The 25,578-nt window shown below is 56.7% G+C and carries 25 protein-coding genes; 4 read left to right on the top strand and 21 right to left on the bottom strand.

The genetic code is table 11. From position 1 onward, the window contains the following. Positions 1 to 2: 2 nt before the first annotated feature. From HBO12_RS09545 to HBO12_RS09530, 4 genes are read right to left on the bottom strand one after another with little or no spacing between them, the layout of a single operon-like run. The gene (locus HBO12_RS09545; RefSeq protein WP_170042016.1) at positions 3 to 836 is read right to left on the bottom strand and encodes a sugar phosphate isomerase/epimerase family protein; all 834 of its coding nucleotides are present in this window, start codon (positions 834 to 836) and stop codon (positions 3 to 5) included. Then, complete coding sequence (locus HBO12_RS09540; RefSeq protein WP_346343162.1) at positions 833 to 1,687, bottom strand: NAD-dependent epimerase/dehydratase family protein; 855 nt, start codon at positions 1,685 to 1,687, stop codon at positions 833 to 835. Before HBO12_RS09540 ends, HBO12_RS09545 begins: the two co-directional genes overlap by 4 nt. Further along, positions 1,644 to 2,792 (bottom strand): NAD(P)/FAD-dependent oxidoreductase, encoded by a 1,149-nt coding sequence (locus HBO12_RS09535; protein WP_169954056.1) that lies wholly within the window; start codon positions 2,790 to 2,792, stop codon positions 1,644 to 1,646. Before HBO12_RS09535 ends, HBO12_RS09540 begins: the two co-directional genes overlap by 44 nt. After that, positions 2,792 to 3,817, bottom strand: coding sequence for a glycosyltransferase (locus HBO12_RS09530; RefSeq protein WP_169954057.1), 1,026 nt, complete (start codon positions 3,815 to 3,817; stop codon positions 2,792 to 2,794). Before HBO12_RS09530 ends, HBO12_RS09535 begins: the two co-directional genes overlap by 1 nt. Before the next feature lie 496 nt (positions 3,818 to 4,313). Here HBO12_RS09530 and HBO12_RS09525 point away from each other — a divergent pair, with 496 nt between their 5' ends. After that, complete coding sequence (locus HBO12_RS09525) at positions 4,314 to 4,511, top strand: hypothetical protein (protein WP_170042015.1); 198 nt, start codon at positions 4,314 to 4,316, stop codon at positions 4,509 to 4,511. Positions 4,512 to 4,537: 26 nt separating this feature from the next. Continuing rightward, complete coding sequence (locus HBO12_RS09520) at positions 4,538 to 5,500, top strand: bifunctional GNAT family N-acetyltransferase/nucleoside diphosphate kinase regulator (protein ID WP_170042014.1); 963 nt, start codon at positions 4,538 to 4,540, stop codon at positions 5,498 to 5,500. Positions 5,501 to 5,781: 281 nt separating this feature from the next. Here HBO12_RS09520 and HBO12_RS09515 read toward each other — a convergent pair whose 3' ends face one another. After that, complete coding sequence (locus tag HBO12_RS09515) at positions 5,782 to 6,684, bottom strand: LysR family transcriptional regulator (protein ID WP_170042013.1); 903 nt, start codon at positions 6,682 to 6,684, stop codon at positions 5,782 to 5,784. 119 nt (positions 6,685 to 6,803) lie between these two features. On the opposite strand from HBO12_RS09515, the gene HBO12_RS09510 reads away from it, so the two are divergent. Continuing rightward, the gene (locus HBO12_RS09510) at positions 6,804 to 8,012 is read left to right on the top strand and encodes a tetratricopeptide repeat protein (RefSeq protein ID WP_170042012.1); all 1,209 of its coding nucleotides are present in this window, start codon (positions 6,804 to 6,806) and stop codon (positions 8,010 to 8,012) included. After that, positions 8,009 to 8,974: a DMT family transporter gene (locus HBO12_RS09505; protein ID WP_262376956.1), complete on the top strand. Its 966-nt coding sequence runs from the start codon at positions 8,009 to 8,011 to the stop codon at positions 8,972 to 8,974. Before HBO12_RS09510 ends, HBO12_RS09505 begins: the two co-directional genes overlap by 4 nt. Positions 8,975 to 9,357: 383 nt before the next feature. Here the strand turns inward: HBO12_RS09505 and glmS are convergent, their stop codons facing one another. The 16 genes from glmS to mnmG all read right to left on the bottom strand — a co-directional run bounded on the left by glmS (position 9,358) and on the right by mnmG (position 25,169). Further along, positions 9,358 to 11,190: a glutamine--fructose-6-phosphate transaminase (isomerizing) gene (gene glmS / locus HBO12_RS09500; RefSeq protein ID WP_057439302.1), complete on the bottom strand. Its 1,833-nt coding sequence runs from the start codon at positions 11,188 to 11,190 to the stop codon at positions 9,358 to 9,360. Positions 11,191 to 11,200: 10 nt separating this feature from the next. Continuing rightward, positions 11,201 to 11,968: a DeoR/GlpR family DNA-binding transcription regulator gene (locus HBO12_RS09495; protein WP_029290123.1), complete on the bottom strand. Its 768-nt coding sequence runs from the start codon at positions 11,966 to 11,968 to the stop codon at positions 11,201 to 11,203. Between the two features lie 227 nt (positions 11,969 to 12,195). Next, complete coding sequence (gene glmU / locus HBO12_RS09490) at positions 12,196 to 13,563, bottom strand: bifunctional UDP-N-acetylglucosamine diphosphorylase/glucosamine-1-phosphate N-acetyltransferase GlmU (RefSeq protein ID WP_170042011.1); 1,368 nt, start codon at positions 13,561 to 13,563, stop codon at positions 12,196 to 12,198. A 123-nt stretch (positions 13,564 to 13,686) separates the two neighbouring features. Further along, entirely contained in the window at positions 13,687 to 14,103 is a 417-nt protein-coding gene (locus tag HBO12_RS09485) for a F0F1 ATP synthase subunit epsilon (RefSeq protein ID WP_057439300.1), read from the bottom strand. Between the two features lie 44 nt (positions 14,104 to 14,147). Continuing rightward, positions 14,148 to 15,524, bottom strand: a complete 1,377-nt coding sequence (atpD, locus tag HBO12_RS09480; RefSeq protein ID WP_015886645.1) for a F0F1 ATP synthase subunit beta — start codon at positions 15,522 to 15,524, stop codon at positions 14,148 to 14,150. A gap of 27 nt (positions 15,525 to 15,551) precedes the next feature. After that, positions 15,552 to 16,412 carry a F0F1 ATP synthase subunit gamma gene (atpG, locus tag HBO12_RS09475; RefSeq protein WP_057439299.1) on the bottom strand — a complete coding sequence of 287 codons (861 nt, stop codon included), beginning with the start codon at positions 16,410 to 16,412 and terminating at the stop codon, positions 15,552 to 15,554. A gap of 50 nt (positions 16,413 to 16,462) precedes the next feature. After that, positions 16,463 to 18,007, bottom strand: a complete 1,545-nt coding sequence (atpA, locus tag HBO12_RS09470) for a F0F1 ATP synthase subunit alpha (protein ID WP_029290137.1) — start codon at positions 18,005 to 18,007, stop codon at positions 16,463 to 16,465. A 21-nt stretch (positions 18,008 to 18,028) separates the two neighbouring features. Then, positions 18,029 to 18,565 carry a F0F1 ATP synthase subunit delta gene (locus HBO12_RS09465; RefSeq protein WP_057439298.1) on the bottom strand — a complete coding sequence of 179 codons (537 nt, stop codon included), beginning with the start codon at positions 18,563 to 18,565 and terminating at the stop codon, positions 18,029 to 18,031. A 12-nt stretch (positions 18,566 to 18,577) separates the two neighbouring features. Next, positions 18,578 to 19,048 (bottom strand): F0F1 ATP synthase subunit B, encoded by a 471-nt coding sequence (locus HBO12_RS09460; protein WP_008439543.1) that lies wholly within the window; start codon positions 19,046 to 19,048, stop codon positions 18,578 to 18,580. Positions 19,049 to 19,104: 56 nt separating this feature from the next. Then, on the bottom strand, positions 19,105 to 19,362 hold the full coding sequence (gene atpE, locus HBO12_RS09455; RefSeq protein ID WP_002555987.1) for a F0F1 ATP synthase subunit C: 258 nt from the start codon (positions 19,360 to 19,362) through the stop codon (positions 19,105 to 19,107). Positions 19,363 to 19,495: 133 nt separating this feature from the next. Beyond that, positions 19,496 to 20,365, bottom strand: coding sequence for a F0F1 ATP synthase subunit A (atpB, locus tag HBO12_RS09450; RefSeq protein WP_029290172.1), 870 nt, complete (start codon positions 20,363 to 20,365; stop codon positions 19,496 to 19,498). Positions 20,366 to 20,381: 16 nt separating this feature from the next. Continuing rightward, complete coding sequence (locus HBO12_RS09445) at positions 20,382 to 20,789, bottom strand: F0F1 ATP synthase subunit I (RefSeq protein ID WP_010565865.1); 408 nt, start codon at positions 20,787 to 20,789, stop codon at positions 20,382 to 20,384. Positions 20,790 to 20,937: 148 nt separating this feature from the next. Then, entirely contained in the window at positions 20,938 to 21,810 is an 873-nt protein-coding gene (locus HBO12_RS09440) for a ParB/RepB/Spo0J family partition protein (RefSeq protein ID WP_032857179.1), read from the bottom strand. A 9-nt stretch (positions 21,811 to 21,819) separates the two neighbouring features. Further along, positions 21,820 to 22,617, bottom strand: a complete 798-nt coding sequence (locus tag HBO12_RS09435) for a ParA family protein (RefSeq protein WP_005792605.1) — start codon at positions 22,615 to 22,617, stop codon at positions 21,820 to 21,822. Between the two features lie 18 nt (positions 22,618 to 22,635). Next, positions 22,636 to 23,280, bottom strand: coding sequence for a 16S rRNA (guanine(527)-N(7))-methyltransferase RsmG (gene rsmG / locus HBO12_RS09430; protein ID WP_169902059.1), 645 nt, complete (start codon positions 23,278 to 23,280; stop codon positions 22,636 to 22,638). Next, positions 23,277 to 25,169 (bottom strand): tRNA uridine-5-carboxymethylaminomethyl(34) synthesis enzyme MnmG, encoded by a 1,893-nt coding sequence (mnmG, locus tag HBO12_RS09425; RefSeq protein ID WP_170042010.1) that lies wholly within the window; start codon positions 25,167 to 25,169, stop codon positions 23,277 to 23,279. Before mnmG ends, rsmG begins: the two co-directional genes overlap by 4 nt. Positions 25,170 to 25,578 lie beyond the last annotated feature (409 nt).

Below are 25,578 nucleotides of genomic sequence, written 5' to 3'. Positions count from 1 at the left end.
GCTCATGCCGTCACCTCGTCGCAGGCGCGGTAATGCTGGCGGGCAACCTGCAGCGCACGCTCGATCGATTGCGCATGGGCTTCGGTCTTGGTCGCCACCATCTCAATGGTGACCACATGCCCGGGCAAGTAGTGGGCTACGGCACGTGCCATTTTTTCATGGTCAGTACCGCCGTCACCCAGCGGGAGCAAGTCTGGTTCACTGGCGTGGATATGCCCGATCAACTCGGCACAGTCCTCAAGCACGGTGAATGGGTCTTCACCGTTGATCGCAAGCGCCCCGGTATCCAGTTGCATGCGGATCGCCGGGTGGTCGATTGCCCGCACCACCACTGCGGTTTGTGCACTGTTGGTCATGAAGTTCGCCCCGTAGCAGGTGGGGTTGGGCTCCAGGCAGATCGTCACACCGCTCGCCTGGGCGATATCGCCCAATTGCCGGAAGAACGCCACAGCGCCATCCTGCGCCTGCTGGTCGGTCAAACCACTGCGATCTCGGTTCTTTGGCGAGCCAAATACAATCCGTGTCGCACCCAGGCCTGCGCCAATGCGGCACACGCCCGCCAGGTGTTGCAGCAAGGCCGCCTGGCTTTGTACGGAGCCGAAGACATTCAGGCCCGTCGTGCCAAACAACAGTGCCTGCATGCCGGTCAATGCAATACCACGTTGCGCCCACCAGTCCTTGACCCGCGCAATCTCTGCGTCCGTGGCCTTGGCAGGCTCGGGGAAGTATTTGCCCGGTGCAATATCAATCGCATCCACGGCAAAGCGCGCAAGCAGTTCAGCGATGACTTCGTCCTCGGTGGTTTCCCACGCGATATTGGAAATCGCCAGCCTCATGCCTGTGCTCCCGATGCGGCCTTGAGCGGCTCCGACTGCGCATAGGCCCGTACGGCCTGCACGGTTTCGCGAGCGCTGTACTGATAGCGCCCAGTGCCGCCAAACAGCTGCGCATGCTTGGTCTGCATGTCATAGGTAGCAGCCGCATTGGCCAGGGTATTGGTGAAAGGCTTGCCGAAGCCCTTCTGCGAAATGTCGGCGACACTCACTGCCTGGGCAGTCAGGTGGACCAGCTTGAGCCCCGCCTCGAGTGCGGTCTGGATGTCGTACCACAAGTTGATCATCGGGTAGAACTGGAACACGCCCCGGCTATCGATCGCCTGCAGGTTGTTGTCGTTGAGGAAGTCAAAAATCACGTTTTTACGCAATCCAGGCCCGACGAGCCCCGGCAGGCGAACGATCAAGTGATTCGGAAAATGACTTTCAACGAAGGTTTCCAGCAGCCGACGGTGCAGGCCATAGGCATGCAGGCCGGACTCATCGACCGGGGTGTCTTCATCAACGCCGATAGGGCTTTTGAACACATCCACTGTGCTGATCAGCACGAAGGTCTTGCACTGGATGGTTTTCAGATGGGCGATCAGTGCTTCGATCTTCTGGCGGTCGGCCTCAGGCTCGCGGTTGGCAATCCATTTTTGCGCCGGGGCGCCGGCACAGACCACGAGGTCGAAGGATTTGCCTTCTATCTCACCGATGTTGGTGGACCGGTACAAGTCCTCGAAGCAAGCCTGCTTAAGAAGCGTGCCCCCGACAAACCCGGAGAAACCAATAAGCGAATTCATCTTTTTCCGCTCCAAACCTGAAGTTTTATTGACCTTGATGGGAAAAACTCTCGGTATCCAGTTTTTCAAGCACATCGTAAATGTTGTCTATCTTGCCACCCAGCACGGAAAAGCAACCTGGCAACTCGGCGTGCTTTTCGAAAAGAATCGGGCGTCCATCATCCCCTTCGTTCTTCACCAGGATGGTCTTGACCTCGAACAGCGAATCCTTGTGTTGGGCCTTGAGCACTTCGGGGATATACCGCCCGACGTCCCTGACCATGCGATCGACCCGTGTATCGCGCTCATAAAGCCGTAGCTTTTCGTAGGGGTCGAGGCCTTTTTCATCGTTCCAGTGCAAGTGCGGCGTATAGCGTACATGGGACAAGGTATGCAGCCCACGGGCCGGGAATGGCATCAGTGAAAAGAACGGGCCGTCCATCACCGTGACGCCCAAACCTTCGAGGGATTCGGGCATCTGCATCAAGGCCATTTCCGTGATCTCTTGCTTGAGGCCGGTACTGACCCCCGCGAAATCACCCGCAAACTGATTGAGGCCACTGTACGTACAGTTGAAGACGTAGCGACAAGTCGTCAGCGCTTCCTCGCCCTGGGAGGTTTGGGTGACCACCTGCAAAGGCGCCTCGGCGCCCCTGGAAATTGAAGTGACCCGTGTCTGGTAACGGATCTGCACAGCGCTTTCTGCCAGCTCGCGAGCCGCCCAGGCTGCCAGGCGAGTGGTGTCGAACGCATATTCTTCGACGAGGAATACTTCTTCGATCAAACGTGGTTCGAACAAGTCGCGCAGCGCTGGATCGGCGGGTTTGAGGTCCGCACCGATGTCCCGGCAAAAACGCTCGAACTGCTTGGCCGTGACCTTGGAGTTGCGCCGGGCAATGGCGTACAGCTTGGTAAAGTCCTGCTTGACCACCTGCGGCCAGTCCTGCACAAACTTGGGCAGGTTGACCCGGCTGCGATAGGCCGTGGTGAAGCTGCGCGGATAGTGATAGCCGTTATGCACACGTGCCTGGTTGTTGTAACTGGCGCGCATCATCAGTGCCGGCTCGCGCTCTACCAACAGGATCCGTTTCAAGCCCCGTTGCTTGGCCAGGTAGACCGCAATGGCTGCTCCGTAAAACCCCCCACCGATGATGACGGCATCCTGCTCAGGCTGGCTGGCTTGGGCGCTCGACATCAGGAAACTCGTTCGCTGGGCTGAGCCTTGGGCGCGACCGAAGCTGGTGCTACCTCTTCAATGTTCAGCTTCTCGCGCCGGGTCATGCGCGCGCTGGTGAACTCCTGGCCTACATGATAAAGCGGCCCTTCATTCGACAGGCTGGCCATGTTGAGGATGTATTCACCCAGCACCAGCAGCACCAGTGAGATCAGGAAAAACATGCCCGACTGCTGGAGCGAGAAACTGATCCAGCCAGGCGCTACATCAGCCTTGAAGATACCCACCGAGATCACATAGGCGCAGTACACCAGGTTGGCAACCGCGCCAAACAGCGAAAGGTAGGTCACCAGGCGCATAGGCGCGCGCGTGGTGGAAACCAGCAAGCGTACGCCACGATCAATACTGTCGCCCAGCCGCTTGGGGCTGGAGGCCTGGGGCACGGCGCTGTACTTGAGGTAGGCCCGGGCAAAACCACCGGTGGCCGGCAGATGCCGATACGTCATCGAAGGCTGGGGGTGTTGCAGGATGAAATTGATCACGCGCTTGCTGAGAATGCGGTACTGAGGCGCTTCCTTGGCAAGATGAACCCCGTTGAAGCGGTTGTACATGCTGTGGAACACCGCGTTGGCCCAACGATAGGCCAGGCTCTGGGTGCTCTTTTGTTCGTTGTGGGCAAAGACCACATCGGCACCGCTGACGGCTTGATCAAGCATCTGGGGGACGAAGTTGATGTCGTCCACCAGCGGATCGATGACCGCGACATAGTCACCCAAGGCGTTTTCCAGGCCGACCCAGGACGCTGTGTCGGTGTCCACTTCCTTGGTCAGCGCATAGACCTGCAAGTTGGCCAGGCCCTTCTCACTTGTCAGGCCCTTCAAGACCATGACACTGTCATCATCGGACGCGTTATCAACAACGATCAGCTCATAGTCGCTGACTGTTTTCGCAATGACTTCGGCAGCTTCGGACAGTATTTTTTCTATTTTATCGCCCTGATTACGAACGACAAAAACGACAGATAAAAAACAGGGAAAATAAGCCATCACCAACTCTCGCAAAAATTAATTAAAAGACTGGATGAGTCGTTTATCCGAGATCGCCATAGATAGCCGGAATACCTCACACCACTGACCGAGAGTTTCAGAGCCGCAGGGTCATCACTGCCGGGAAGGGGTAGCCATTGCCAAACGTTCAAATCGCTCTTCCTTGAAGCAGTTGGCTCAAAGCACGCCCGAAACAGCGGCCAAGCCAGGAAAACCTGGGGCGCGGCAAAATAGACAATCGCTATCGAACCTGGTGCCAGCCCAAAGTTGCGCAGGATCATAACACAAAAAAAGGCGCCTCAACGACGCCGAACTGGCGTTTTGCCAGCCTTGAAACCGGGATAATGAACATCTTGAGCCGTCCACTAAACCATCGTTTCAAAAAAGTTAATTAATTATAAATTTTATTCATTTCTATTGTTCAAGTCGGTCGGCGGTATTCCGTCAGGATAACTGTAAGTAGTTAATCTCAGATCAAGCACCAGGACTTATCGGGATGACCAGCGCAAATAAAACATCCCGCAAAGACATGGCACTCGCAGGGTATGGGGAAGATCAACTCACCGAGACTTCTGGAAGACTTGATGGAGCCGCTTACGGCGAGCCTCAGGGTAGGACCAAGGGACAGGGTTCGGCAAAAGATGATTTGCTCGACCTCTCCAGGCTGTTCGGCATTGCTTGCGTTATGTCTTAACATGGTCGGTTGCCCAAAGAGCCGTCATGGCCAAAGCCATGACGGGCTTCCATCCTTTACAAGTAAGTGTGATGAAGATGAACAAGCCTTTCATTTCGCTGTGCCCTGAAATTACTCGGGCCCACGCGCTGACGCTGATGGATTGGTTGGAGGATGAGCGCGTCACCTGCTATCTGAGCGATTCGCGTCATGTCTCCCGCTCCATCGAGCAAGCCATCGATCGGACTCAATCGCCGATCCTGACCCATCTATTCAACCAGGGCGGGCGATTCTTCATGGCCTATGACCGGCATGACGCCCCGGTGGGCTTTGTGCGTCTAATCAAGACCGGCTCAGATTGCGAGATAGTCCTGGTCATCGGAGACAGCGACAAGTGGGGCCAAAACCTTGGTGCCCGCACGATCCGCGAAGGCATGAAACTGGCCTTCCTCGACATGCGGGCCAAGAAGCTCATCGCCAAGATCCACCCGGACAACGCGCGCTCGCTGAAAGCCTTTCTGCGCAGCGGCTTTGTGCTTGAGAGCGAAGCGCCGGCATTGAAGTCATTTTCCATGACGGCGGGGCGCTATCTCCAGCTCTTGCGCGAAGGTGCCGCTGGCGACTCCACCAGGATCTACATTACTGAAATCGACAAGGCCAGGCTCGAGAGCCTGATCGCGCTCGAGCAAGGCCCGACCGTTGTTGAACTCGAACATGAGCTTGAGCGAGCCATTGTCGTCAAACCGCAGCAGGTGGCGTGCAATGTCGTCACGATGAACTCCAGGGCCTTGCTGCAACTGGACGAAGAAGAGATCGAAGTGGCCCTGGTTTACCCTGAAGACGCGGACAGCACCGCAGGGAAGCATTCCGTGTATTCCGACATCGGCGCCGCCATCCTGGGCTATCAGGAGGGGGACGCCATCGACTGGCGAATTTCTGATCGGACCCGCCGCATTGAGATCAGGAAAGTGCTTTACCAGCCGGAGGCTGCGGGCGACTTCCACCTGTAATTGCGTGTTTTGCTAGGAGGGATAAGCACAGAAGGACGTCGTTTGGAGCCCCGAGGGGCCCCAAACGGGACCGTTTTTAATCCTGATGACCGTGCCATTGGTCTGGACGTCGATCAACGACGATGGTTGGAAGCAAGCCTTCAGCCGGGCGCTCCAGGATGCTGGATACGAAATTGATTGGAATAAGGTAATGCGCAGCTAGGCAGGCTGGGCTACAGCACGGCATCGCGCAGCAAATCAACCCGCTCGACAGCATTGAAATGACCGGAGGGGCTCCCTCTTTACAAGCCATTTCCCTTCAAATCACTCTTACGACTCCGGTAAATCTTCTCTGCCAACTCAATGAATGCTTGAGCTGCAGCAGTAGTCTCGCTGCAATCCAGCACCGCGATTCCGACTTGGCGCCTGACTGCCGGATCGAGTGTCCTGACCACATAAAGCTTCTCGCTATCCTCGGGCAACGAAGACTCAGCCACAATCGTTACCCCATCTCCGCGAGCCACCGCGGCCAAGGTACTCATCAACTGAGAGGTCTTGTAGCGAATACGCGGCTTCAATTTGACAGCAGCAAAGAGCTGCGAGACCAGTTCGGCTGAACCAGCCTCGGTTAGTACAAACGGATCAGAACATAAGTCCTCCAATGTCACTCTTTCGTTTGAAGCGAGAGGGTGCGCAATCGGTAGCAAGGCAACCATTTGGTCCTCAAGTAAAGGCCAGGTATCAAACTGGGCTTCAGGTAAGGTGACAAACCCTACGTCCACCTCTCTGTCTAACAACCATTCCGTCACTTGGCGATCAGGCCCCTCACTCACATGAACTTCAATATTGGGGTAAAGGCGGCGGTAGTCTTTAAGAATCCGCGGCAACAAAAGCTGGGATGAGGTTGGGCCAAATGAACCAATTCGCAGGGTGCCAAGTTTCATGCCGCGGGCATCGCTGGCATCCTGCCTAATTGCATCCGCCAGACCAAGCATAGGTTGCACACGTAGAAGGATTCGCGCCCCTATGTCTGTCAGTTCAATCTGGCCTTGATGCCGAAGTAGCAGTTCAACACCCCACTCCTGCTCCAGAGCCCTTATTGCGTGAGAAACCGCAGATTGGGATATTTTCAGTTGGGCGGCTGCGAGGGTGAAGCCACGCCGCTCTGCGACAGCGACAAAAATTTCCAATTGGGTCAGCGTCATTTTTCATCCATGAGTAATCGCTCATTTTCATATGACCATGATTTTGCGTAAGCATAGATGAAACAGGCATAACGAGATAGGCCAGCCCTTTTCGCCAACTTATATCCAAGGATTGTTTTATGGTCGCCCAATGGAAGACTGATGGGATTTCGGCACTGTGGCCTGAAATCAACGGCCCATTCCTGTCCCTGCGAGGTATACCCGAGCATCTGATGCCGGTCACCCAGACTCAGGAACTGTACAAAGACCTTCTATTAGGGTTCGATGCAATCACGAGTTGCGAGATGAAAGAACTTTACAAGTTCAAACTGTTTCTCAATCGGATGCATCAACGATCGAACTTACCCCCGGAGTTGTTACTGATCCATAAGGCATTTATAGCTTGGGTAAACTTTGAATATGAGCGAGCACGTACACTCTTTACGCAACACCTGAAAGCGTACCCCTCCGACATCATCACAATTTTTTTTGTGCACATGCTCGACTTCTGTACTGGTAAGACGCCTAGATTAACGGCAGAATTTTCGTTTTGCGAACCACACATACCGCACACTCATGCCTTGTACTCCTACTACCTGGCAATAAAATCTTTTGTTTTGTGTGAAGACCAGCCCTTCCAACAAGCCCTTGAACTGGGCCTTGAGGCGGTTAGGCTGATTCCCCATAACATCTACGGCATCCATGCTACTGCCCACGCATTGCATGAGATGGGCCGCTGGCAGGAACTTTCGAGTTTCCTGATCGACTGCAAGCCTGACTGGATCGAAAATAGCGGCATGCGCATGCACGTCTATTGGCACATGGCTATAGCCCACGAGCGATGCAACGAGGTCGATCAGGCGCTCCAAGCGTTCGAGGAACTGTATGAATTAAAGGACAGCCCCTTCGCGAAGCAGGATCTGGATGCGGTGGGTTTTCTCTGGCGCCTGCGTTTGAAAGCCACAGACAGCAAGTTCGCCGCTATCTGGGAACGTCTCGCTCTTTTGTGGACCGGCAGCGTCTCTGGATCAACCTCTTACTTTCACAAAATCCATGCTGCGCTTGCCTTTTCTGCGACCAATCAGACTCTCCTCATCGAGAAGCAAATCGCCGAAAGCGACGGCTTTGGCATCGAGCCCGAAGCGCACCGAGCAGGCTTAGACGTGCTCAAAGGCATTCTACTGTTCACCTTGAAGCGTTATCACGAAAGCCTGGCGCTCTTGCGTACCAGCCGAGACCAGTGGCCGTTGTTAGGAGGGAGCCGTGCCCAACGCGAAGTCCTTGATCTGACTCTCGAATACATAGAACTCAAGACCCGACCGATCGTTGAAGAGAGGGCACCTGCATGACCAGCCATTCTCATCCACTGGTCCTTACTTCAGACAGCCTTACCTATCTTAAGCTTTCTCTGGTAGCAATGATCTGGGGAGGTACCTTTGTCGCTGGTCGGTATCTATCCGCAGACACACCCGCGCTATTAGCCGCCAGTGTCAGATTTATATTCGCCGGAATCACACTCGGACTGTTCCTAGGTTTCTTTTTAAAAAAGAGCTTTGTCCGGCTTGATCGGTCGCAACTAGTCAAGATCGTAGGATTGGGATTTTGCGGAATTTATACTTATAACCTCTGTTTTTTTTATGGCCTACATTACACAGCAGCCTCCCGCGCGTCATTGATCGTAGCCCTGAATCCCGCCGTCATGGCTCTTTTCTCTTATGTGTTTTTCCGAGAAAAAATGTCTGCAATGAAAACCGCAGGCATTTTTCTTTGCCTGATAGGGGCGGCTGTCGTGATTCTCAATAAGTCGTCAGGCACATTAATCGTGGATAAAAGCGACTGGCGCGGAGACCTTTTGATCTTTGGTTGCGTACTCAGTTGGGTCGCCTTCAGCGTATTCGGTAAGTCGGTAGTCAAAGAAATCGGCGCCCTACATACGGTGACCTACTCCATCTTCGCGGGGGCCGCGATGCTGACGGCGACCGCTATCGTCACTGGTCAATTCAATCAGGCATCACTGCGAGCTCTAACCCTTGCCGACTTTTCCAGCTTGCTGTACTTGGGTGCCATAGGCTCAGCGCTGGCATACATCTGGTACTACAAGGGAATCGAGCAGATCGGCGCAACACGTGCCGGAGTGTTCATCGCGCTCAATCCGCTGACCGCGGTGTTACTGGGTGCTATTTTGTTGGATGAGCAGCTCAGCGCTCCCACATTTATGGGGGGCGCACTGATTATAGTGGGCATCATGATCTGCAATAGACCAGCCCGCCCTCAATATAACTGCGAGATGAAGAACGTGCGTACGCCATAATAGACTGAGTAAGTTATTTACCGTTTTAATTATCGAAACAGCCAGAGGCTCATAAACTAAACGACGTTTTAGATCATCTGTTTTTCGGACCAATCCACCTTTTCTACGCAGGCTATCTAGCAAACCTGCGAAGGTCCCATGCACAGTTGCTATGACGCCTATAATATCCAGGCTGTACATGAAGATATTCACGATCAACCGCAATTTACGACTTGCCAATCTCCGCGAATTTTTTTGTAAATCTGAATCTGGAAGGTGAGCCGCAACGTGGAGCACTCGGCACAAAAGAAGCGGGAGAGAAGATCGTCGCTTGGAGCCCACGGAGGCTCCAAGCGAGACAGACTCTAATGCTTACGATCACCCTTTCTCGTTACCGCTAAACATTACTCAACCGTCACCGACTTGGCCAAGTTACGTGGCTGGTCAACGTCCGTGCCCTTGAGCACCGCCACGTAGTACGACAGCAATTGCAGCGGGATGGTGTAGAGAATCGGCGACAGGGTGTCGTGGATGTGCGGCATGTTGATGACGTGGGTGCCTTCGCCGTTGGTCATGCCGGCCTTTTCGTCGGCGAACACGATCAGTTGGCCGCCACGGGCGCGAACTTCCTGCAAGTTGGACTTGAGCTTCTCCAGCAGTTCATTGTTCGGCGCCACGGTGACCACCGGCATGTCATCGTCCACCAGGGCCAATGGGCCGTGCTTGAGTTCACCGGCCGGGTAGGCTTCGGCGTGGATATAGGAGATTTCCTTGAGTTTCAGGGAGCCTTCCATCGCCACTGGGTACTGCGCGCCACGGCCGAGGAACAGGGTGTGGTTCTTGTCGGCAAACAGCTCGGCGACTTTCTCTACGGTGCTGTCCATGGCCAGGGCTTCGCCCAGGCGGGTCGGCAGGCGGCGCAGTTCTTCTACCAGGGTGGCTTCCACGCCCGCAGCCAATGTGCCGCGCACCTGGCCCAGGGACAGGGTCAGCAGCAGCAAGCCCACCAACTGGGTGGTGAAGGCCTTGGTGGAGGCTACGCCGATTTCGCGACCGGCCTGGGTCAGCAGGGTCAGGTCCGACTCACGTACCAGGGAGCTGATGCTGACGTTGCAGATCGCCAGGCTCGCCAGGTAGCCCAGCTCTTTGGCATTGCGCAGGGCGGCCAGGGTGTCAGCGGTCTCGCCGGACTGGGAGATGGTCACGAACAGGGTGTCGGGCTGCACCACCACCTTGCGGTAGCGGAACTCGCTGGCCACTTCGACCTGGCACGGGATGCCGGCCAGTTCTTCAAGCCAGTAACGCGCGACCATGCCGGCGTGATAACTGGTGCCACAGGCGACGATCTGCACATTGCGCACTTTGGCGAACAGCTCGGCGGCTTGCGGGCCGAACGCGTTTACCAGTACTTGCTTGTCGCCAAGGCGACCTTCCAGGGTGCGTTGCACCACGGCCGGTTGCTCGTGGATTTCCTTGAGCATGAAGTGGCGGAACTCGCCCTTGTCGGCAGCTTCGGCGCCGTCGCGGTACTGCACCGCTTCACGCTCGACGGAGTTGCCGTCGACATCCCAGATCGCCACGCTTTCACGGCGGATATCGGCGATATCGCCTTCTTCCAGGTACATGAAGCGGTCGGTGACCTGACGCAGGGCCAGTTGGTCGGAGGCGAGGAAGTTCTCCCCCAGGCCCAGGCCAATCACCAATGGGCTGCCACTGCGAGCGGCAACCACACGGTCCGGTTGGCTGGCGCTGATCACGGCCAGGCCGTAGGCGCCATGCAGTTCCTTGACCGTGGCCTTGAGGGCGGTGGTCAGGTCACTGTGGTCCTTGAGTTTGTGGTTGAGCAGATGGGCGATGACTTCGGTGTCGGTGTCCGAGGTAAAGACGTAGCCCAGGCCCTTGAGTTGTTCGCGCAGCACTTCGTGGTTTTCGATGATGCCGTTGTGCACCACCGCGATATCACCGGAGAAGTGTGGGTGCGCATTACGCTCGCACGGTGCCCCATGGGTCGCCCAGCGGGTGTGGGCGATGCCCAGGCGGCCCGCCAGGGGCTCACCGGCCAGGGCCTGTTCCAGTTCGCTGACTTTGCCCGGGCGACGCATGCGCTCGAGCTTGCCCGCGTTGCTGAAGACCGCCACGCCGGCACTGTCGTAGCCACGGTATTCCAGGCGCTTGAGGCCTTCGAGCAAAATGGCGGTAACGTTTCGTTCAGCGACTGCGCCTACAATTCCACACATGGTTTCTCTCCTAGATGACTGCCGCGCAAATCAGCGTAATGCCGCGGGCTTGAATCTGGTCGCGGGCCTCAAGCGGCAGGCGATCATCGGTAATAAGGGTATGGACGCTGCTCCAGGGCAGTTCCAGGTTGGGAATCTTGCGGCCGATCTTGTCGGACTCGACCATCACCACCACTTCGCGGGCGACTTCGGCCATCACTCGGCTCAAGCCCAGCAATTCATTGAAGGTGGTGGTGCCACGCTGCAGGTCGATGCCGTCAGCGCCTATAAACAGTTGGTCGAAGTCATAGGAACGCAGCACCTGTTCAGCGACCTGCCCCTGGAACGAGTCCGAGTGCGGGTCCCAGGTGCCGCCGGTCATCAACAGCACCGGTTCATGCTCAAGCTCACTCAGGGCACTGGCCACATGCAGGGAGTTGGTCATCACTACCAGGCCGGGCTGATGGCCCAGTTCGGGGATCATCGCGGCGGTGGTGCTGCCGCTGTCGATGATGATCCGCGCATGTTCACGCAGGCGCTTGACCGCCGCCCGGGCGATGGCGCGCTTATGCACAGAAATCGGTTGGGCAGGATCGCCCACCAGTTCCTGGGGCATGGTGATGGCGCCACCGTAGCGACGCAGCAGCAAGCCGTTGCTTTCCAGCGCGGCGAGGTCCTTGCGGATGGTCACTTCGGAGGTTTCGAAACGCTTAGCCAATTCATCCACGCTCACTTCGCCCTGCTCGTTGAGCAAGGTGAGGATGTTGTGGCGTCGTTGTGGTGTATTTCGTTTCGACATGGTGATGATAAGTTTCGTTTCGAAAGATAACGAAGGCAATCAAAACCTATTGACGAAGGATCGTCAAGCAGAAGAATGAAATTTTATTGAAGCCCCAGATCAAAAATGTAGGAGCTGGCTTGCCTGCGATAGCGGTGTATCAGTCGATGAAAACGTGACTGAAATATCGCCATCGCAGGCAAGCCAGCTCCCACATTGATGGGTGGTGGCTGAAGGTTGTGGATAACTCAGGTCTTTTTGATTTTGACCGGGCGTTTCCAGCCGTCGATGTTGCGTTGGCGGGCGCGGGCCACCGCCAATTGCGACTTATCCACATCCTGGTTGATGGTTGAGCCTGCCGCTGTGTTTGAACCATCGCCAATGGTGACGGGCGCAATCAGTGAGTTGTTGGAGCCGATAAAGACGTCCTCACCGATCGTCGTCTGATACTTGTTGGCACCATCGTAATTGCAAGTAATGGCGCCGGCGCCAATGTTGCTGCGGGCCCCAATCACTGCATCGCCGAGGTAGGCCAGGTGCCCTGCCTTCGCATCGTCGCCCATCCGTGCGTTTTTCAGCTCAACGAAGTTACCCACATGGGCCCTGGCGCCCAGCACGCTGCCCGGGCGCAACCGCGCAAACGGCCCTGCATCGCTGCCCTCACCCATCACGGCACCGTCGATGTGACTGTTGGCCTTGACCACCACGCCTTTGCGCAGGGTGCTGTCCTTGATCACGCAATTGGGGCCAATCACCACATCGTCTTCGATGATCACGCGGCCTTCGAGGATCACATTGATATCGATCAGCACGTCGCGGCCCACGGTCACCTCACCGCGTACATCGAAACGCGCCGGGTCACGCAGTGTCACGCCCAGCGCCATCAGGCGGCGGCCTTCGCGCAGTTGGTAGTGACGCTCCAGTTCCGCCAGTTGCTTGCGGTCGTTGGCACCCTGCACTTCCATTGGGTCGTGGGGCTGCTCGGTGGCGACCAGCAGGCCGTCGCTGACGGCCATCTCGATGACGTCGGTGAGGTAGTACTCGCCCTGGACATTGTTATTCGACAAACGACTCATCCAGTCTGCCAGGTGAGCCGCCGGCACCGCGAGAATCCCGGTATTGCCTTCGCTTATCGCCCGTTGTGCCTCGCTGGCATCTTTATGCTCGACGATGGCGGCGACCTTGCCGCCGGCATCGCGCACGATGCGGCCATAACCGGTAGGGTCGTCCAGTTCGACGGTGAGCAGGCCCATCTGGCCCGGCACTACGTGCTTGAGCAGGCGCTGCAGGGTTTCCACTTCGATCAGCGGCACATCACCGTAGAGGATCAGCACGGTGTCGGCCTTGATGAACGGTACGGCTTGCGCGGTGGCATGACCGGTACCCAGTTGCTTGTCCTGCAATACGAAATTCAAGTCATCGGCTGCCAGACGCTCACGTACCGCATCGGCACCGTGGCCAATCACTACGTGGATACGTTGTGGGTCCAGTTGCCGGGCGCTGTGGATAACATGGCCAAGCATGGAGTTACCCGCAACCGGGTGCAGTACCTTGGGCAGGGCTGAACGCATGCGGGTGCCCTGGCCAGCGGCGAGAATGACGATTTCAAGAGACATGAATGGCTACCAATCCTGGGCGGTCCGGCTTCAGACCAAAGAAGTGTTTTGCAAAAAAAGAAAAAGGGTAGCCGAGGCTACCCTTTTTAATCAATCGCGCATGAAGCATGACGGCTTGGCCGCTTACTTCTTGCGGATCTGCTGGAGCGTGCGCAGCTGGGCTGCAGCCTCGGCCAGACGTACAGCAGCAGCGCTGTAGTCGAAGTCTGCACCTTTTTCGTGCAGAGCCTTCTCGGCAGCCTTGACGGCTTCCTGAGCGGAGGCTTCATCCAGGTCGCCAGCACGTTGCACGGTGTCGGCAAGAACCTTGACCATGTTCGGCTGAACTTCGAGGAAACCGCCAGAGATGTAGAACACCTCCTTTTCCCCGCCCTGCTTGGTCAGAGTAATCGGACCGGGCTTCAAGCTGGTGATCAGCGGTGCGTGGCCCAAGGCAATACCCAGGTCACCCAACTCGCCGTGTGCAATTACCATCTCTACCAGACCGGAGAAGATTTCCCCTTCCGCGCTGACGATATCGCAATGGACTGTCATAGCCATCTGATTGCCTCAACCTGATGAGCGCCCGTTGCCGGGCGCCTGGATTACAGTTTCTTGGCTTTCTCGATCGCTTCTTCGATGCCGCCGACCATGTAGAACGCTTGTTCTGGCAGGTGGTCGTAGTCACCGTTGAGGATGCCTTTGAAGCCAGCAATGGTGTCTTTCAGGGAAACATATTTACCCGAGGCACCGGTGAAGACTTCAGCCACGAAGAACGGCTGCGACAAGAAGCGCTGGATCTTACGAGCGCGGGATACCAACTGCTTGTCGGTTTCCGACAGCTCGTCCATACCCAGGATCGCAATGATGTCCTTCAGCTCTTTGTAGCGCTGCAGCACGTACTGAACGCCGCGAGCGGTGTCGTAGTGCTCCTGGCCGATCACGTTCGGGTCCAGCTGGCGCGAAGTCGAGTCCAGTGGATCGACCGCTGGGTAGATACCCAGGGAAGCGATGTCACGGGACAGTACGACGGTGGCGTCCAAGTGGGCGAAGGTGGTCGCAGGCGACGGGTCGGTCAAGTCATCCGCAGGTACGTATACCGCTTGGATCGAAGTGATCGAACCTTCCTTGGTCGAAGTGATACGTTCTTGCAGAACGCCCATCTCTTCAGCCAGGGTCGGCTGGTAGCCTACTGCCGAAGGCATACGGCCCAGCAGTGCGGATACTTCAGTACCGGCCAGGGTGTAACGGTAGATGTTGTCGACGAACAGCAGAACGTCGTTACCTTCGTCACGGAACTTCTCGGCCATGGTCAGGCCAGTCAGTGCTACGCGCAGACGGTTACCCGGCGGCTCGTTCATCTGACCGTAGACCAATGCCACTTTGTCCAGAACGTTGGAGTCCTTCATCTCGTGGTAGAAGTCGTTACCCTCACGAGTACGCTCACCCACACCGGCGAACACGGAATAACCGCTGTGCTCGATGGCGATGTTACGGATCAGTTCCATCATGTTTACGGTCTTGCCTACACCGGCACCACCGAACAGACCCACTTTACCGCCTTTGGCGAACGGGCAGACCAGGTCGATAACCTTGATGCCGGTTTCCAGCAGGTCGTTGCCGCCAGCTTGCTCGGCGAACGAAGGTGCTGGACGGTGAATGCCCCAACGCTCTTCAGTATCGATCGGGCCAGCTTCGTCAATCGGGTTGCCCAGTACGTCCATGATCCGGCCCAGGGTCGCTTTACCGACCGGTACGGAGATGGCAGCGCCAGTGTCGACAACGTCCAGACCGCGCTTCAAGCCTTCGGTGGAACCCATCGCAATGGTACGAACTACGCCGTCGCCCAGCTGCTGCTGAACTTCCAGAGTAGTTTCCGCGCCTTGTACTTTCAGCGCGTTGTAGATGCTCGGTACGCTGTCGCGTGGGAATTCCACGTCGATAACGGCGCCGATGATTTGAACGATACGTCCGCTACTCATAGCTGGATCCTCTGAATATTTGAACCGTTAAACCGCGGCAGCGCCGCCGACGATTTCCGAGATCTCTTGGGTGATCGCAGCCTGACGCGCCTTGTTGTAGATCAGCTGCAAATCGCTGATCAGATCACCGGCGTTGTCGGTAGCGTTTTTCATCGCGATCATCCGCGCCGCTTGTTCAGCTGCGTTGTTCTCGACCACCGCCTGGTACACCTGCGACTCCACGTAGCGCACCATCAAGCCGTCAAGCAGCTCTTTGGCGTCTGGTTCGTAGAGGTAGTCCCAGTGGTGCTTGAGTTCCTGATCCGGGGTCGCCACCAGTGGAATCAATTGCTCCACGGTTGGCTGCTGGGTCATGGTGTTGATGAACTTGTTGGATACCACGGACAGGCGGTCAATCCGGCCTTCCAGGTACGCATCCAGCATCACCTTCACACTGCCGATCAAGTCATTGATCGACGGCTCTTCACCCAGGTGGCTGATAGCTGCAACGACGTTACCGCCGAAGTTGCGGAAAAAGGCCGCACCCTTGCTACCAACAACACACAGATCAATCTCGACGCCGTTTTCGCGGTTTACCGCCATGTCCTTGACCAGGGCCTTGAACAGGTTGGTATTCAAACCACCGCACAAACCACGGTCACTGCTCACTACCACATAACCTGCACGCTTGACGGCGCGCTCGATCATGAACGGGTGGCGGTATTCCGGGTTGGCGTTGGCCAGATGCCCAATTACCTGGCGGATACGCTCCGCATAAGGACGGCTAGCCGACATGCGCATTTGTGCCTTGCGCATTTTGCTGACCGCCACTTTCTCCATGGCGCTGGTAATTTTTTGCGTGCTTTTGATGCTCGCAATCTTACTGCGAATCTCTTTTGCGCCTGCCATGTAACACCTATCAGGTTAGCAAGCGGGAGCCTTGCGGCTCCCGCTGCGGCTTACCAGGTTTGGGTGGCCTTGAACTTCTCGATACCAGCCTTCAGGCCAGCGTCGATTTCGTCATTGAAGTCACCCTTCACGTTGATCTTGGCCATCAAATCGGCATGATCTCGGTTGAAGTAAGCAATCAGCGCTTGTTCAAAGCTGCCGACCTTGGCGATTTCGACGTCAGTCAGGAACCCACGCTCAGCGGCATACAGCGACAGCGACATGTCAGCGATCGACATTGGCGCGTATTGCTTCTGCTTCATCAGCTCGGTAACGCGCTGACCATGCTCAAGTTGCTTACGGGTCGCTTCGTCCAGGTCAGAAGCGAACTGGGCGAATGCCGCCAGTTCACGGTACTGAGCCAGAGCGGTACGGATACCACCGGAGAGCTTCTTGATGATCTTGGTCTGAGCGGCACCACCCACACGGGATACCGAAACACCGGCGTTCACAGCAGGACGGATCCCGGAGTTGAACATGGCCGATTCCAGGAAGATCTGACCGTCGGTGATGGAAATCACGTTGGTCGGAACGAACGCGGAAACGTCGCCAGCCTGGGTTTCGATGATCGGCAGTGCGGTCAGGGAACCGGTTTTGCCGGTCACTGCGCCGTTGGTGAACTTCTCTACGTACTCTTCGGAAACGCGGGATGCGCGCTCCAGCAGACGGGAGTGGAGATAGAACACGTCGCCTGGGTAGGCTTCACGGCCTGGTGGACGGCGCAGCAGCAGGGAAATCTGGCGGTAAGCCACTGCTTGCTTGGACAGATCGTCATAAACGATCAGCGCGTCTTCACCGCGGTCGCGGAAGAATTCACCCATGGTGCAACCGGAGTACGGTGCCAGGAATTGCAGCGCAGGAGATTCCGAAGCACTGGCAGCCACGATGATCGTGTTGGCCAGGGCGCCGTTTTCTTCCAGCTTGCGAACCACGTTGGCGATGGTCGATTGTTTCTGACCGATCGCTACGTAGACGCAGAAAATGCCGCTGTCTTTCTGGTTGATGATCGCGTCGATCGCCAGAGCGGTCTTACCGATCTGACGGTCACCGATGATCAGCTCACGCTGGCCACGGCCGACTGGGATCATGGCATCGACAGCCTTGTAGCCAGTCTGTACAGGCTGGTCTACCGACTTACGCCAGATCACGCCTGGAGCAACTTTCTCGACCGCGTCGGTCTCGGTGTTGCCCAGTGGACCTTTACCGTCAACAGGGTTACCCAGTGCGTCGACAACGCGACCCAGCAGTTCCTTACCAACCGGAACTTCCAGGATGCGGCCTGTGCACTTGGCGCTCATGCCTTCAGCCAGACTGGTGTACGCGCCCAATACAACGGCACCTACGGAGTCTTGCTCCAGGTTGAGGGCCATACCGTAGACGCCGCCCGGAAACTCGATCATCTCGCCGTACATTACGTCGGCCAGACCGTGAATCCGCACGATGCCGTCAGATACGCTGACGACAGTGCCTTCGTTACGGGCTTGGGAGGTCACATCGAGCTTGTCGATGCGGCCCTTGATAATTTCACTTATTTCGGAAGGATTGAGTTGCTGCATTGCTCTGCTGCCCCTTCAAACTCAAGATTTCAATGCTTCGGCAAGATTCGCGAGTTTGCCGCGAATCGAGCCATCGATAACCAGGTCGCCGGCGCGAATGACAACACCCCCAATAAGGGATGGGTCTTCCGCAACTTGCAGGCGCACTTCCCGGTCGAGTCGTGCACTGAGAACCTTGGCGAGTTTGTCTTGCTGTTCTTGGTTCAATGCAAAAGCACTGGTCACTTCAACGTCTACCGACTTCTCTTGCTCGGCCTTGTACAGGTCGAACAGAGCGGCAATCTCCGGCAAAAGCGGGAGACGGTCGTTTTCGGCAACGACGTGGATGAAGTTCTGCACTTTCACATCAAACTTGTCGCCGCACACGTCAATAAACGTGGCGGCCTTGTCTGCGCTCGTCAGTCGCGGGGCCTTGAGCACGCGCTGCATGGTGTCGTCTTGCGACACTGCTGCAGCCAGGCCGAGCATGGCTGACCAAGAGGCCAGCTGCTGGTGGGCCTGGGCGTGCTCGAAGGCTGCCTTAGCGTAAGGTCGGGCCAACGTGGTCAATTCTGCCATGATCGCCCTCGCTTAAATTTCAGCAGCCAGTTTGTTTACCAGCTCCGCGTGCGCGTTTTGATCGATTGTGGCACCCAGGATCTTCTCAGCACCGCCGACGGCCAGAGCACCCAGTTGGGCACGCAGCGCATCTTTGACACCATTCAGTTCCTGTTCGATCTCGGCCTGAGCCTGAACCTTCACACGGTCAGCGTCGATACGGGCTTTTTCAACAGCCTCTTCAACAATCTGGTTACCGCGTTTCTTGGCTTGCTCAATGATTTCAGCTGCCTGAGCCTTCGCTTCGCGCAGTTGCTGACCCGCTTTATCTTGGGCCAACTCCAGGTCGCGAGCTGCTCGTGCGGCAGCGTCCAGTCCATCCGCGATCTTCTTCTGACGTTCGTGCAAAGCCGCGATGACCGGAGGCCATACGAACTTCATGCAGAAAACAACAAAAATCAAGAACGCTAAGGACTGACCAATAATGGTTGCATTAATGTTCACGCCAATACCTCGCTCGTTCGTTGCACAACACACCAATCACTCAAAAAAACGAGTGATTAACCGGCGAGTTGACCAACGAAGGGGTTCGCGAAGGTGAAGAACAGAGCGATACCAACACCGATCATGGTCACGGCGTCGAGCAGGCCGGCAACGATGAACATTTTAACTTGCAGCATTGGAACCATTTCTGGCTGACGCGCTGCGCCTTCCAGGAACTTGCCGCCCAACAGGCCGAAACCAATGGCAGTACCCAGGGCGCCCAGGCCGATCAACAGTGCAACAGCGATAGCGGTTAGACCAACTACAGTTTCCATCTTTCCTCCCGACTTTTACGTCGTATGGTTTAGGTTTTTTAGATTTTAAAGCGGTAAAACAAATCGTTTCATAGCCCTTTGGGGCCACCTTCCCGTTTCACCGGGAAGGACATCAGACTAGTCGAGACTGGTCTTAATGGTTCTCTTCGTGCGCCATCGACAGGTAGACGATGGTCAGCATCATGAAGATAAACGCCTGCAGGGTGATGATCAGGATGTGGAACACAGCCCACGCCCACTGCAGAACAATGCCCAGGCCGCTAAGCCAGAGCAGGCCGCTGCCGAACATCACAGCGATCAGGATGAACACCAGCTCGCCGGCATACATGTTGCCGAACAGTCGCAGGGCCAGGGAAATCGGCTTGGCGATCAGGGTGACGAATTCCAGCAGGAAGTTCACCGGGATCAGCAGGGCTTGAACGAAGATGTTCTTGCTGCCGAACGGGTGCAGGGTCAGTTCGCCGATGAAGCCGCCGATGCCCTTGATCTTGATGCTGTAGAAAATGATCAACGCGAACACCGACAGGGCCATGCCCAAGGTAGCGTTCGGGTCAGTGGTCGATACCGCGCGGAATGGGATGTGCGGGTCGCCGCTGATCCACATGGCCACTTGCGGGATCCAGTCCACCGGGATCAGGTCGACGGCGTTCATCAGGAACACCCAGACGAAGATGGTCAGTGCCAGCGGTGCAATCACCGGGCTACGGCCATGGAAGCTGTCTTTCACGCTGCCATCGACGAATTCGACCAATACTTCAACGAAGTTCTGCAAAGCACCTGGCTGACCGGAAGTCGCCTTCTTTGCCGCCATGCGGAAAATCAGGACGAAGATCAGACCCAATGCGACCGACCAGCCCAGAGTATCCAGGTGGAAAGCCCAGAAGCCCATTTCTTTGGCTTCTGCTGCGGAGTGGGCAAAGCCCCAGCCGCCGTTGGGAAGCTGACCGAAGGTCAGGTTCTGCAAGTGGTGCTGGATATAGCCCGAAGCGGTTGTTTCTGCCATGGTTGCCTCAAACGCCCTAAGGTTTCGAAAGTCTTGTTTTCATTAGCAGGGGAGCGAACCAGCTGACCAGTTGGGTCAACACGAAGACGCCGAATACAGCTAGCGGCGCCAATGGCTTCACACCTGCAAAGGTCAGTGCAAACAGCACTGCCGTCAAAATCAGTTTCCCTGCCTCGCCGGCATAAAAGGACCGGACGATAGCCTGGGCTGCCCGGGCGCCGGAAAACCGAAAGGCCCTGTGAGCAAAATACATATTGGGCAGCAAGGCTATCAGGCCTCCGCAGAGTCCTGAGTATCCGGCTACGACCCCATGCCAATACCAAAGCGCCAATGCGGCGATCAGCAAAATGACAAATTGGGCCAATAAAACCGGAAAAACGGCCAAGCGATGGAACGGCAACGTGTTTGGCGTGCGGGTTTCCATCACTCTTGCTCCTCAATGGTCGGCTGCCGGAAATCAATAACTTGGCATAATTTGTGCCGACAAAATGCGCGCAGAGTATAGGGGCGGTTCTGCCCCTATTCAACTGCCGGGTAGTGATTTCCGACTGCACGCTACATAAGCAAATGTTTCAACGGATGTGGGAAAGAACGCCCTGAAGCTCATCAAGGGAGTTATATCCGATAACCAATTGCCCTTTGCCCTTCTTACCGTGGCGAATTTGCACCGCAGAGCCCAGCCGCTCGGCCAGGCGCTGCTCAAGGCGCGCAATATCCGGATCAGTTTTGACCGTCTCGACCGGTGCAGGTTTACCACTGAGCCACTGGCGAACCAGGGCCTCGGTCTGACGAACGGTGAGACCTCGTGCGACAACGTGTCGCGCCCCTTCAACCTGTTGATTTTCCGGCAAACCGAGCAAAGCACGGGCATGACCCATTTCCAGGTCGCCGTGGGACAGCATGGTCTTGATCACTTCCGGAAGCGCAATCAGGCGCAACAGGTTGGAAACCGTGACACGGGATTTGCCCACCGCATCGGCCACTTCCTGCTGGGTCAGCTTGAATTCCTGCTGCAGACGCTGCAGGGCAATGGCTTCCTCGATGGGATTGAGGTCTTCACGCTGGATATTCTCGATCAGCGCCATGGCAATGGCCGTTTCATCCGGCACATCACGCACCATCGCCGGGATGGTTTCCTGGCCGGCCTGCTGGCTGGCGCGCCAGCGGCGTTCACCGGCGATGATTTCAAACCGACCGCCGCCAATGGGGCGCACGACAATCGGCTGCATCACGCCCTGGGCCTTGATTGAGTTCGCCAACTCCTCCAGCGCCTGCGGGTCCATGTCCCGGCGCGGCTGGTACTTGCCACGCTGGATCAGGTCCAGGGGCAAGTGTTGCAGTTCACGGGAGTCGGCCTGCACCGCTTGCTCTTCCAGCGAAGTAACAGTCGGACCACTCAGCAGTGCATCCAGTCCACGTCCGAGACCTCGTTTCTTGACGGCCATGGGGATTCCTTAAGTTGGCTGGGCTGCAGCGGTGCGTGAGTTGCGACGTTGGCGACGAACCATCTCGCCGGCCAGCGCCAGGTAGGCAATGGCACCACGCGATGACTTGTCGTACGCCAGCGCGGGCATGCCATAGCTTGGCGCTTCGGCCAGGCGGATGTTACGCGGGATCACTGTGTCGTAGAGCTGGTCGCCAAAGTGTTCCTTGAGCTGCGCCGACACATCGTTCATCAGGCTCAGGCGCGGGTCATACATGGTCCGCAGCAGGCCTTCGACCTTCAGGTTCGGGTTGAGCAACTCGGCGATACGCTTGATGTTATCCACAAGGTCGCTCAAGCCCTCGAGGGCGAAGTACTCGCACTGCATGGGGATGATCACCCCATCGGCGGCGACCAACGCGTTGAGCGTCAGCATCGACAGCGACGGCGGGCAGTCGATCAAAATGTAGTCGTAATTCTCGCGGATCGGCGCCAGGGCGCTGCGCAGACGGCTTTCTTTCATCTGCATTTCCAGCAGCACCACTTCCGCCGCGGTCAGGTCGCGGTTGGCCGGCAGCAGTTGATAACCGCCGTGTTCGGAGTAGTGCATAGCCTGGGCCAGGTCGCACTCGCCTATCAGCAAGTCGTAGACCGAGTTTTCCAGGCCGTGTTTATCCACACCGCTACCCATGGTGGCGTTGCCCTGTGGATCGAGATCGATCAACAGCACCCGACGCTTGGTAGCGACCAGGGATGCTGCGAGGTTGATGCAGGTGGTGGTTTTGCCCACGCCACCTTTCTGGTTCGCTATCGCGAATACCTTAGCCATTCTTGCTTGTGTTCCCAATCATGCCGTGCGGCGCAGTATCAGCAGATGGCGTTGGCCTTGGCAACCGGGTACGGCCAAGGCGTGTTCGCTATCGAGGTGGAAGTCTGCCGGCAATGCTAACAGCTCGTCGCTTGGATGAACGCCCTTCATTGCCAGCCAACGGGTGTTCAGGTCGCCCAGGTGGCGGGTCCAGTTGCTGAAGTTCTCCATGCTGCTGAAGGCCCTGGAAACAATTCCATTGAAAGGCAGTTCAGGCGTGAAGGCTTCGACGCGGCTGTGGATAACTTGCAGGTTGTCCAGCTTGAGTTCGAGTTTGACCTGGGTCAGGAAGCGGGTTTTCTTGCCGTTGCTGTCCAGGCAAGTCACTTGCGACTCGGGAAACAGGATCGCCAGCGGGATGCCAGGCATGCCACCGCCACTGCCAACGTCCAGCCAGCGGCCGTTTTCGATGAAGGGCATCACGCTCAAGCTGTCGAGCAGATGCCGCGAAACCATTTCGTCCGGATCGCGCACCGCAGTGAGGTTGTAGGCCTTGTTCCACTTGATCAACAGGGCCAGGTAGCCCAACAGCAACTCGTGCTGGGCTGCGGTCAGGTCCACACCCAACTGGCGTGCACCTGTGGATAACTCTTCGGCGTGTTGCGAGGTGACCAACGAACTCAAGCGCTTTGCTCCAACTGACGGCCCGCGCCGCGTTTTTTCAAATGAATCATCAACAGCGAAATGGCTGCCGGGGTGACGCCCGGGATACGGGAAGCCTGGCCCAACGTCTCGGGACGAGTTATCCCCAGCTTGCTTTGAATCTCTTTGGACAGCCCGGAAATCCCGGTGTAATCGATATCCACAGGCAGCTTGGTGTCTTCACTGGCGCGCAGCCGGGCGATCTCGTCCTGCTGGCGGTCAATGTAACCGGCGTATTTGGTCTTGATTTCGACCTGCTCGGCCACCTGTGGATCTTCTGCGCCGCCGCCGGTTACCGAGACTAGACCAGCGTAGTCGATTTCCGGGCGGGACAGCAGGTTCAACAGGTTGTACTCGTGGGTTAGCGGCGTGCCGAATTTTTCGGCAATGGCATCGCCCTGTTCGGTGCCCGGGCGGACCCAGGTACTTTTCAGGCGCTGCTCTTCCAGTTCGATGCTTTCGCGTTTTTTGCAGAACGCTGCCCAACGTGCGTCATCGACCAGGCCCAGCTCGCGACCTTTTTCGGTCAGGCGCAGGTCGGCGTTGTCTTCGCGCAGGATCAGGCGATATTCGGCCCGGGAAGTGAACATCCGGTACGGTTCCTGGGTACCCAGGGTAATCAGGTCGTCGACCAACACCCCGATGTACGCTTCATCGCGACGCGGGCACCAGCTGTCTTTGCCCTGGGCGCGCAATGCGGCGTTGGTCCCGGCCAGCAAACCCTGGGCGCCGGCCTCTTCGTAACCGGTGGTGCCGTTGATTTGCCCAGCGAAGAACAGGCCGCCGATCACTTTGGTTTCCAGGCTGTATTTCAAGTCCCGCGGATCGAAGTAGTCGTACTCGATGGCGTAGCCGGGGCGCACGATGTGGGCGTTTTCCATGCCGCGAATCGACTGCACGATCTGGATTTGCACGTCGAACGGCAGGGAAGTGGAAATTCCGTTCGGGTACAGCTCGTGGGTAGTCAAACCTTCCGGCTCGATGAAGACCTGGTGGCTTTCCTTGTCGGCAAAGCGGTGGATCTTGTCCTCGATCGATGGGCAATAACGCGGGCCGATGCCTTCGATCACGCCCGAGTACATCGGCGAACGATCAAGGTTGGCAGCGATGATTTCGTGAGTGCGCGCGTTGGTGTGGGTAATCCAGCAGCTCACCTGCTTGGGGTGCTGCTCCTTGGAACCCATGAACGACATCACCGGAATCGGCGTATCCCCGGCCTGTTCGGTCATCACCGAGAAATCCACAGAACGCCCGTCGATACGCGGCGGGGTCCCGGTTTTCAGGCGACCGACACGCAGTGGCAGTTCGCGCAGGCGATGAGCCAGGGCGATGGACGGCGGATCGCCGGCGCGGCCGCCGGAATAGTTCTGCATCCCGATGTGGATAAGTCCACCGAGGAAGGTACCAGTGGTCAACACCACGGATTCTGCGAAGAAACGCAGGCCCATTTGCGTAACAACACCGCGCACCTGGTCCTGTTCGACGATCAGGTCATCTGCGGCCTGTTGAAATATCCACAGGTTGGCCTGGTTTTCCAGGGTTTCGCGCACCGCGGCCTTGTACAGGATGCGGTCGGCTTGTGCCCGAGTAGCACGCACCGCCGGGCCTTTGCGGCTGTTGAGCACGCGAAATTGAATACCACCCTTGTCGGTAGCCATGGCCATCACACCGCCAAGGGCGTCGATTTCCTTGACCAGATGGCTTTTGCCGATCCCACCAATGGCGGGGTTGCAACTCATGGCACCGAGGGTTTCCACGTTGTGCGTCAGCAACAGGGTTTTGACCCCCATGCGGGCTGACGCCAGTGCTGCCTCGGTACCGGCATGACCGCCGCCGATGACGATCACTTCAAAACGGGAAGGGAAATCCACCACGCACCTCGTGCCTGCTTATGTAGGTAATCAGGAATTGTTTGTTGAAAGAGTTTTAGAGCTATGGCGGCAAGTATAGGGACTTAGCCGTTCCTAAAGAACCCTTTGCACAAAATTTAACCAGCTGTGGATGAATCACAGACAATAGAAATTAAAAGAGAGAAATTTATTAAATCTTTGTTTTTATGTTTATTTCTACTGAGCCTACTTTCTGTGGATAGATCTCTATAGCCCTTTATTTACGTACTGTACAGAGATTCAAAAGTCTGTGGTTAGGTGCCAATGAGGCCCTTGGATAAGTGCTTTAAGCCTGTGGATTAAACAGGTGGTTATCCACAGAGGGGTTTTTACTCAGGTTTCAAGCCCTGTTATCAACTGGGCACAGGGGCGGTTATTCACAGGGCTTAAT

Origin of the sequence: Pseudomonas sp. WS 5059, from assembly GCF_012985525.1 — a bacterium.
Lineage (GTDB): Bacteria > Pseudomonadota > Gammaproteobacteria > Pseudomonadales > Pseudomonadaceae > Aquipseudomonas.
Note: the sequence above shows the minus strand (reverse complement) of the source record. Positions and strands in the feature narration are given on the sequence as shown.

What these genes read in the sequence shown, in the direction of transcription:
- glmU (WP_170042011.1), bottom strand. Translation starts at nt 13,563, where the DNA reads ATGTCTCTTGAAATCGTCATTCTCGCCGCTGGCCAGGGCACCCGCATG.
- HBO12_RS09485 (WP_057439300.1), bottom strand. Translation starts at nt 14,103, where the DNA reads ATGGCTATGACAGTCCATTGCGATATCGTCAGCGCGGAAGGGGAAATC.
- glmS (WP_057439302.1), bottom strand. Translation starts at nt 11,190, where the DNA reads ATGTGTGGAATTGTAGGCGCAGTCGCTGAACGAAACGTTACCGCCATT.
- atpD (WP_015886645.1), bottom strand. Translation starts at nt 15,524, where the DNA reads ATGAGTAGCGGACGTATCGTTCAAATCATCGGCGCCGTTATCGACGTG.
- HBO12_RS09535 (WP_169954056.1), bottom strand. Translation starts at nt 2,792, where the DNA reads ATGTCGAGCGCCCAAGCCAGCCAGCCTGAGCAGGATGCCGTCATCATC.
- HBO12_RS09435 (WP_005792605.1), bottom strand. Translation starts at nt 22,617, where the DNA reads ATGGCTAAGGTATTCGCGATAGCGAACCAGAAAGGTGGCGTGGGCAAA.
- HBO12_RS09525 (WP_170042015.1), top strand. Translation starts at nt 4,314, where the DNA reads ATGACCAGCGCAAATAAAACATCCCGCAAAGACATGGCACTCGCAGGG.
- HBO12_RS09445 (WP_010565865.1), bottom strand. Translation starts at nt 20,789, where the DNA reads ATGGAAACCCGCACGCCAAACACGTTGCCGTTCCATCGCTTGGCCGTT.
- atpG (WP_057439299.1), bottom strand. Translation starts at nt 16,412, where the DNA reads ATGGCAGGCGCAAAAGAGATTCGCAGTAAGATTGCGAGCATCAAAAGC.
- HBO12_RS09465 (WP_057439298.1), bottom strand. Translation starts at nt 18,565, where the DNA reads ATGGCAGAATTGACCACGTTGGCCCGACCTTACGCTAAGGCAGCCTTC.
- atpE (WP_002555987.1), bottom strand. Translation starts at nt 19,362, where the DNA reads ATGGAAACTGTAGTTGGTCTAACCGCTATCGCTGTTGCACTGTTGATC.
- atpB (WP_029290172.1), bottom strand. Translation starts at nt 20,365, where the DNA reads ATGGCAGAAACAACCGCTTCGGGCTATATCCAGCACCACTTGCAGAAC.
- HBO12_RS09440 (WP_032857179.1), bottom strand. Translation starts at nt 21,810, where the DNA reads ATGGCCGTCAAGAAACGAGGTCTCGGACGTGGACTGGATGCACTGCTG.
- HBO12_RS09495 (WP_029290123.1), bottom strand. Translation starts at nt 11,968, where the DNA reads ATGTCGAAACGAAATACACCACAACGACGCCACAACATCCTCACCTTG.
- atpA (WP_029290137.1), bottom strand. Translation starts at nt 18,007, where the DNA reads ATGCAGCAACTCAATCCTTCCGAAATAAGTGAAATTATCAAGGGCCGC.
- HBO12_RS09510 (WP_170042012.1), top strand. Translation starts at nt 6,804, where the DNA reads ATGGTCGCCCAATGGAAGACTGATGGGATTTCGGCACTGTGGCCTGAA.
- HBO12_RS09515 (WP_170042013.1), bottom strand. Translation starts at nt 6,684, where the DNA reads ATGACGCTGACCCAATTGGAAATTTTTGTCGCTGTCGCAGAGCGGCGT.
- HBO12_RS09520 (WP_170042014.1), top strand. Translation starts at nt 4,538, where the DNA reads ATGGCCAAAGCCATGACGGGCTTCCATCCTTTACAAGTAAGTGTGATG.
- HBO12_RS09505 (WP_262376956.1), top strand. Translation starts at nt 8,009, where the DNA reads ATGACCAGCCATTCTCATCCACTGGTCCTTACTTCAGACAGCCTTACC.
- HBO12_RS09530 (WP_169954057.1), bottom strand. Translation starts at nt 3,817, where the DNA reads ATGGCTTATTTTCCCTGTTTTTTATCTGTCGTTTTTGTCGTTCGTAAT.
- HBO12_RS09545 (WP_170042016.1), bottom strand. Translation starts at nt 836, where the DNA reads ATGAGGCTGGCGATTTCCAATATCGCGTGGGAAACCACCGAGGACGAA.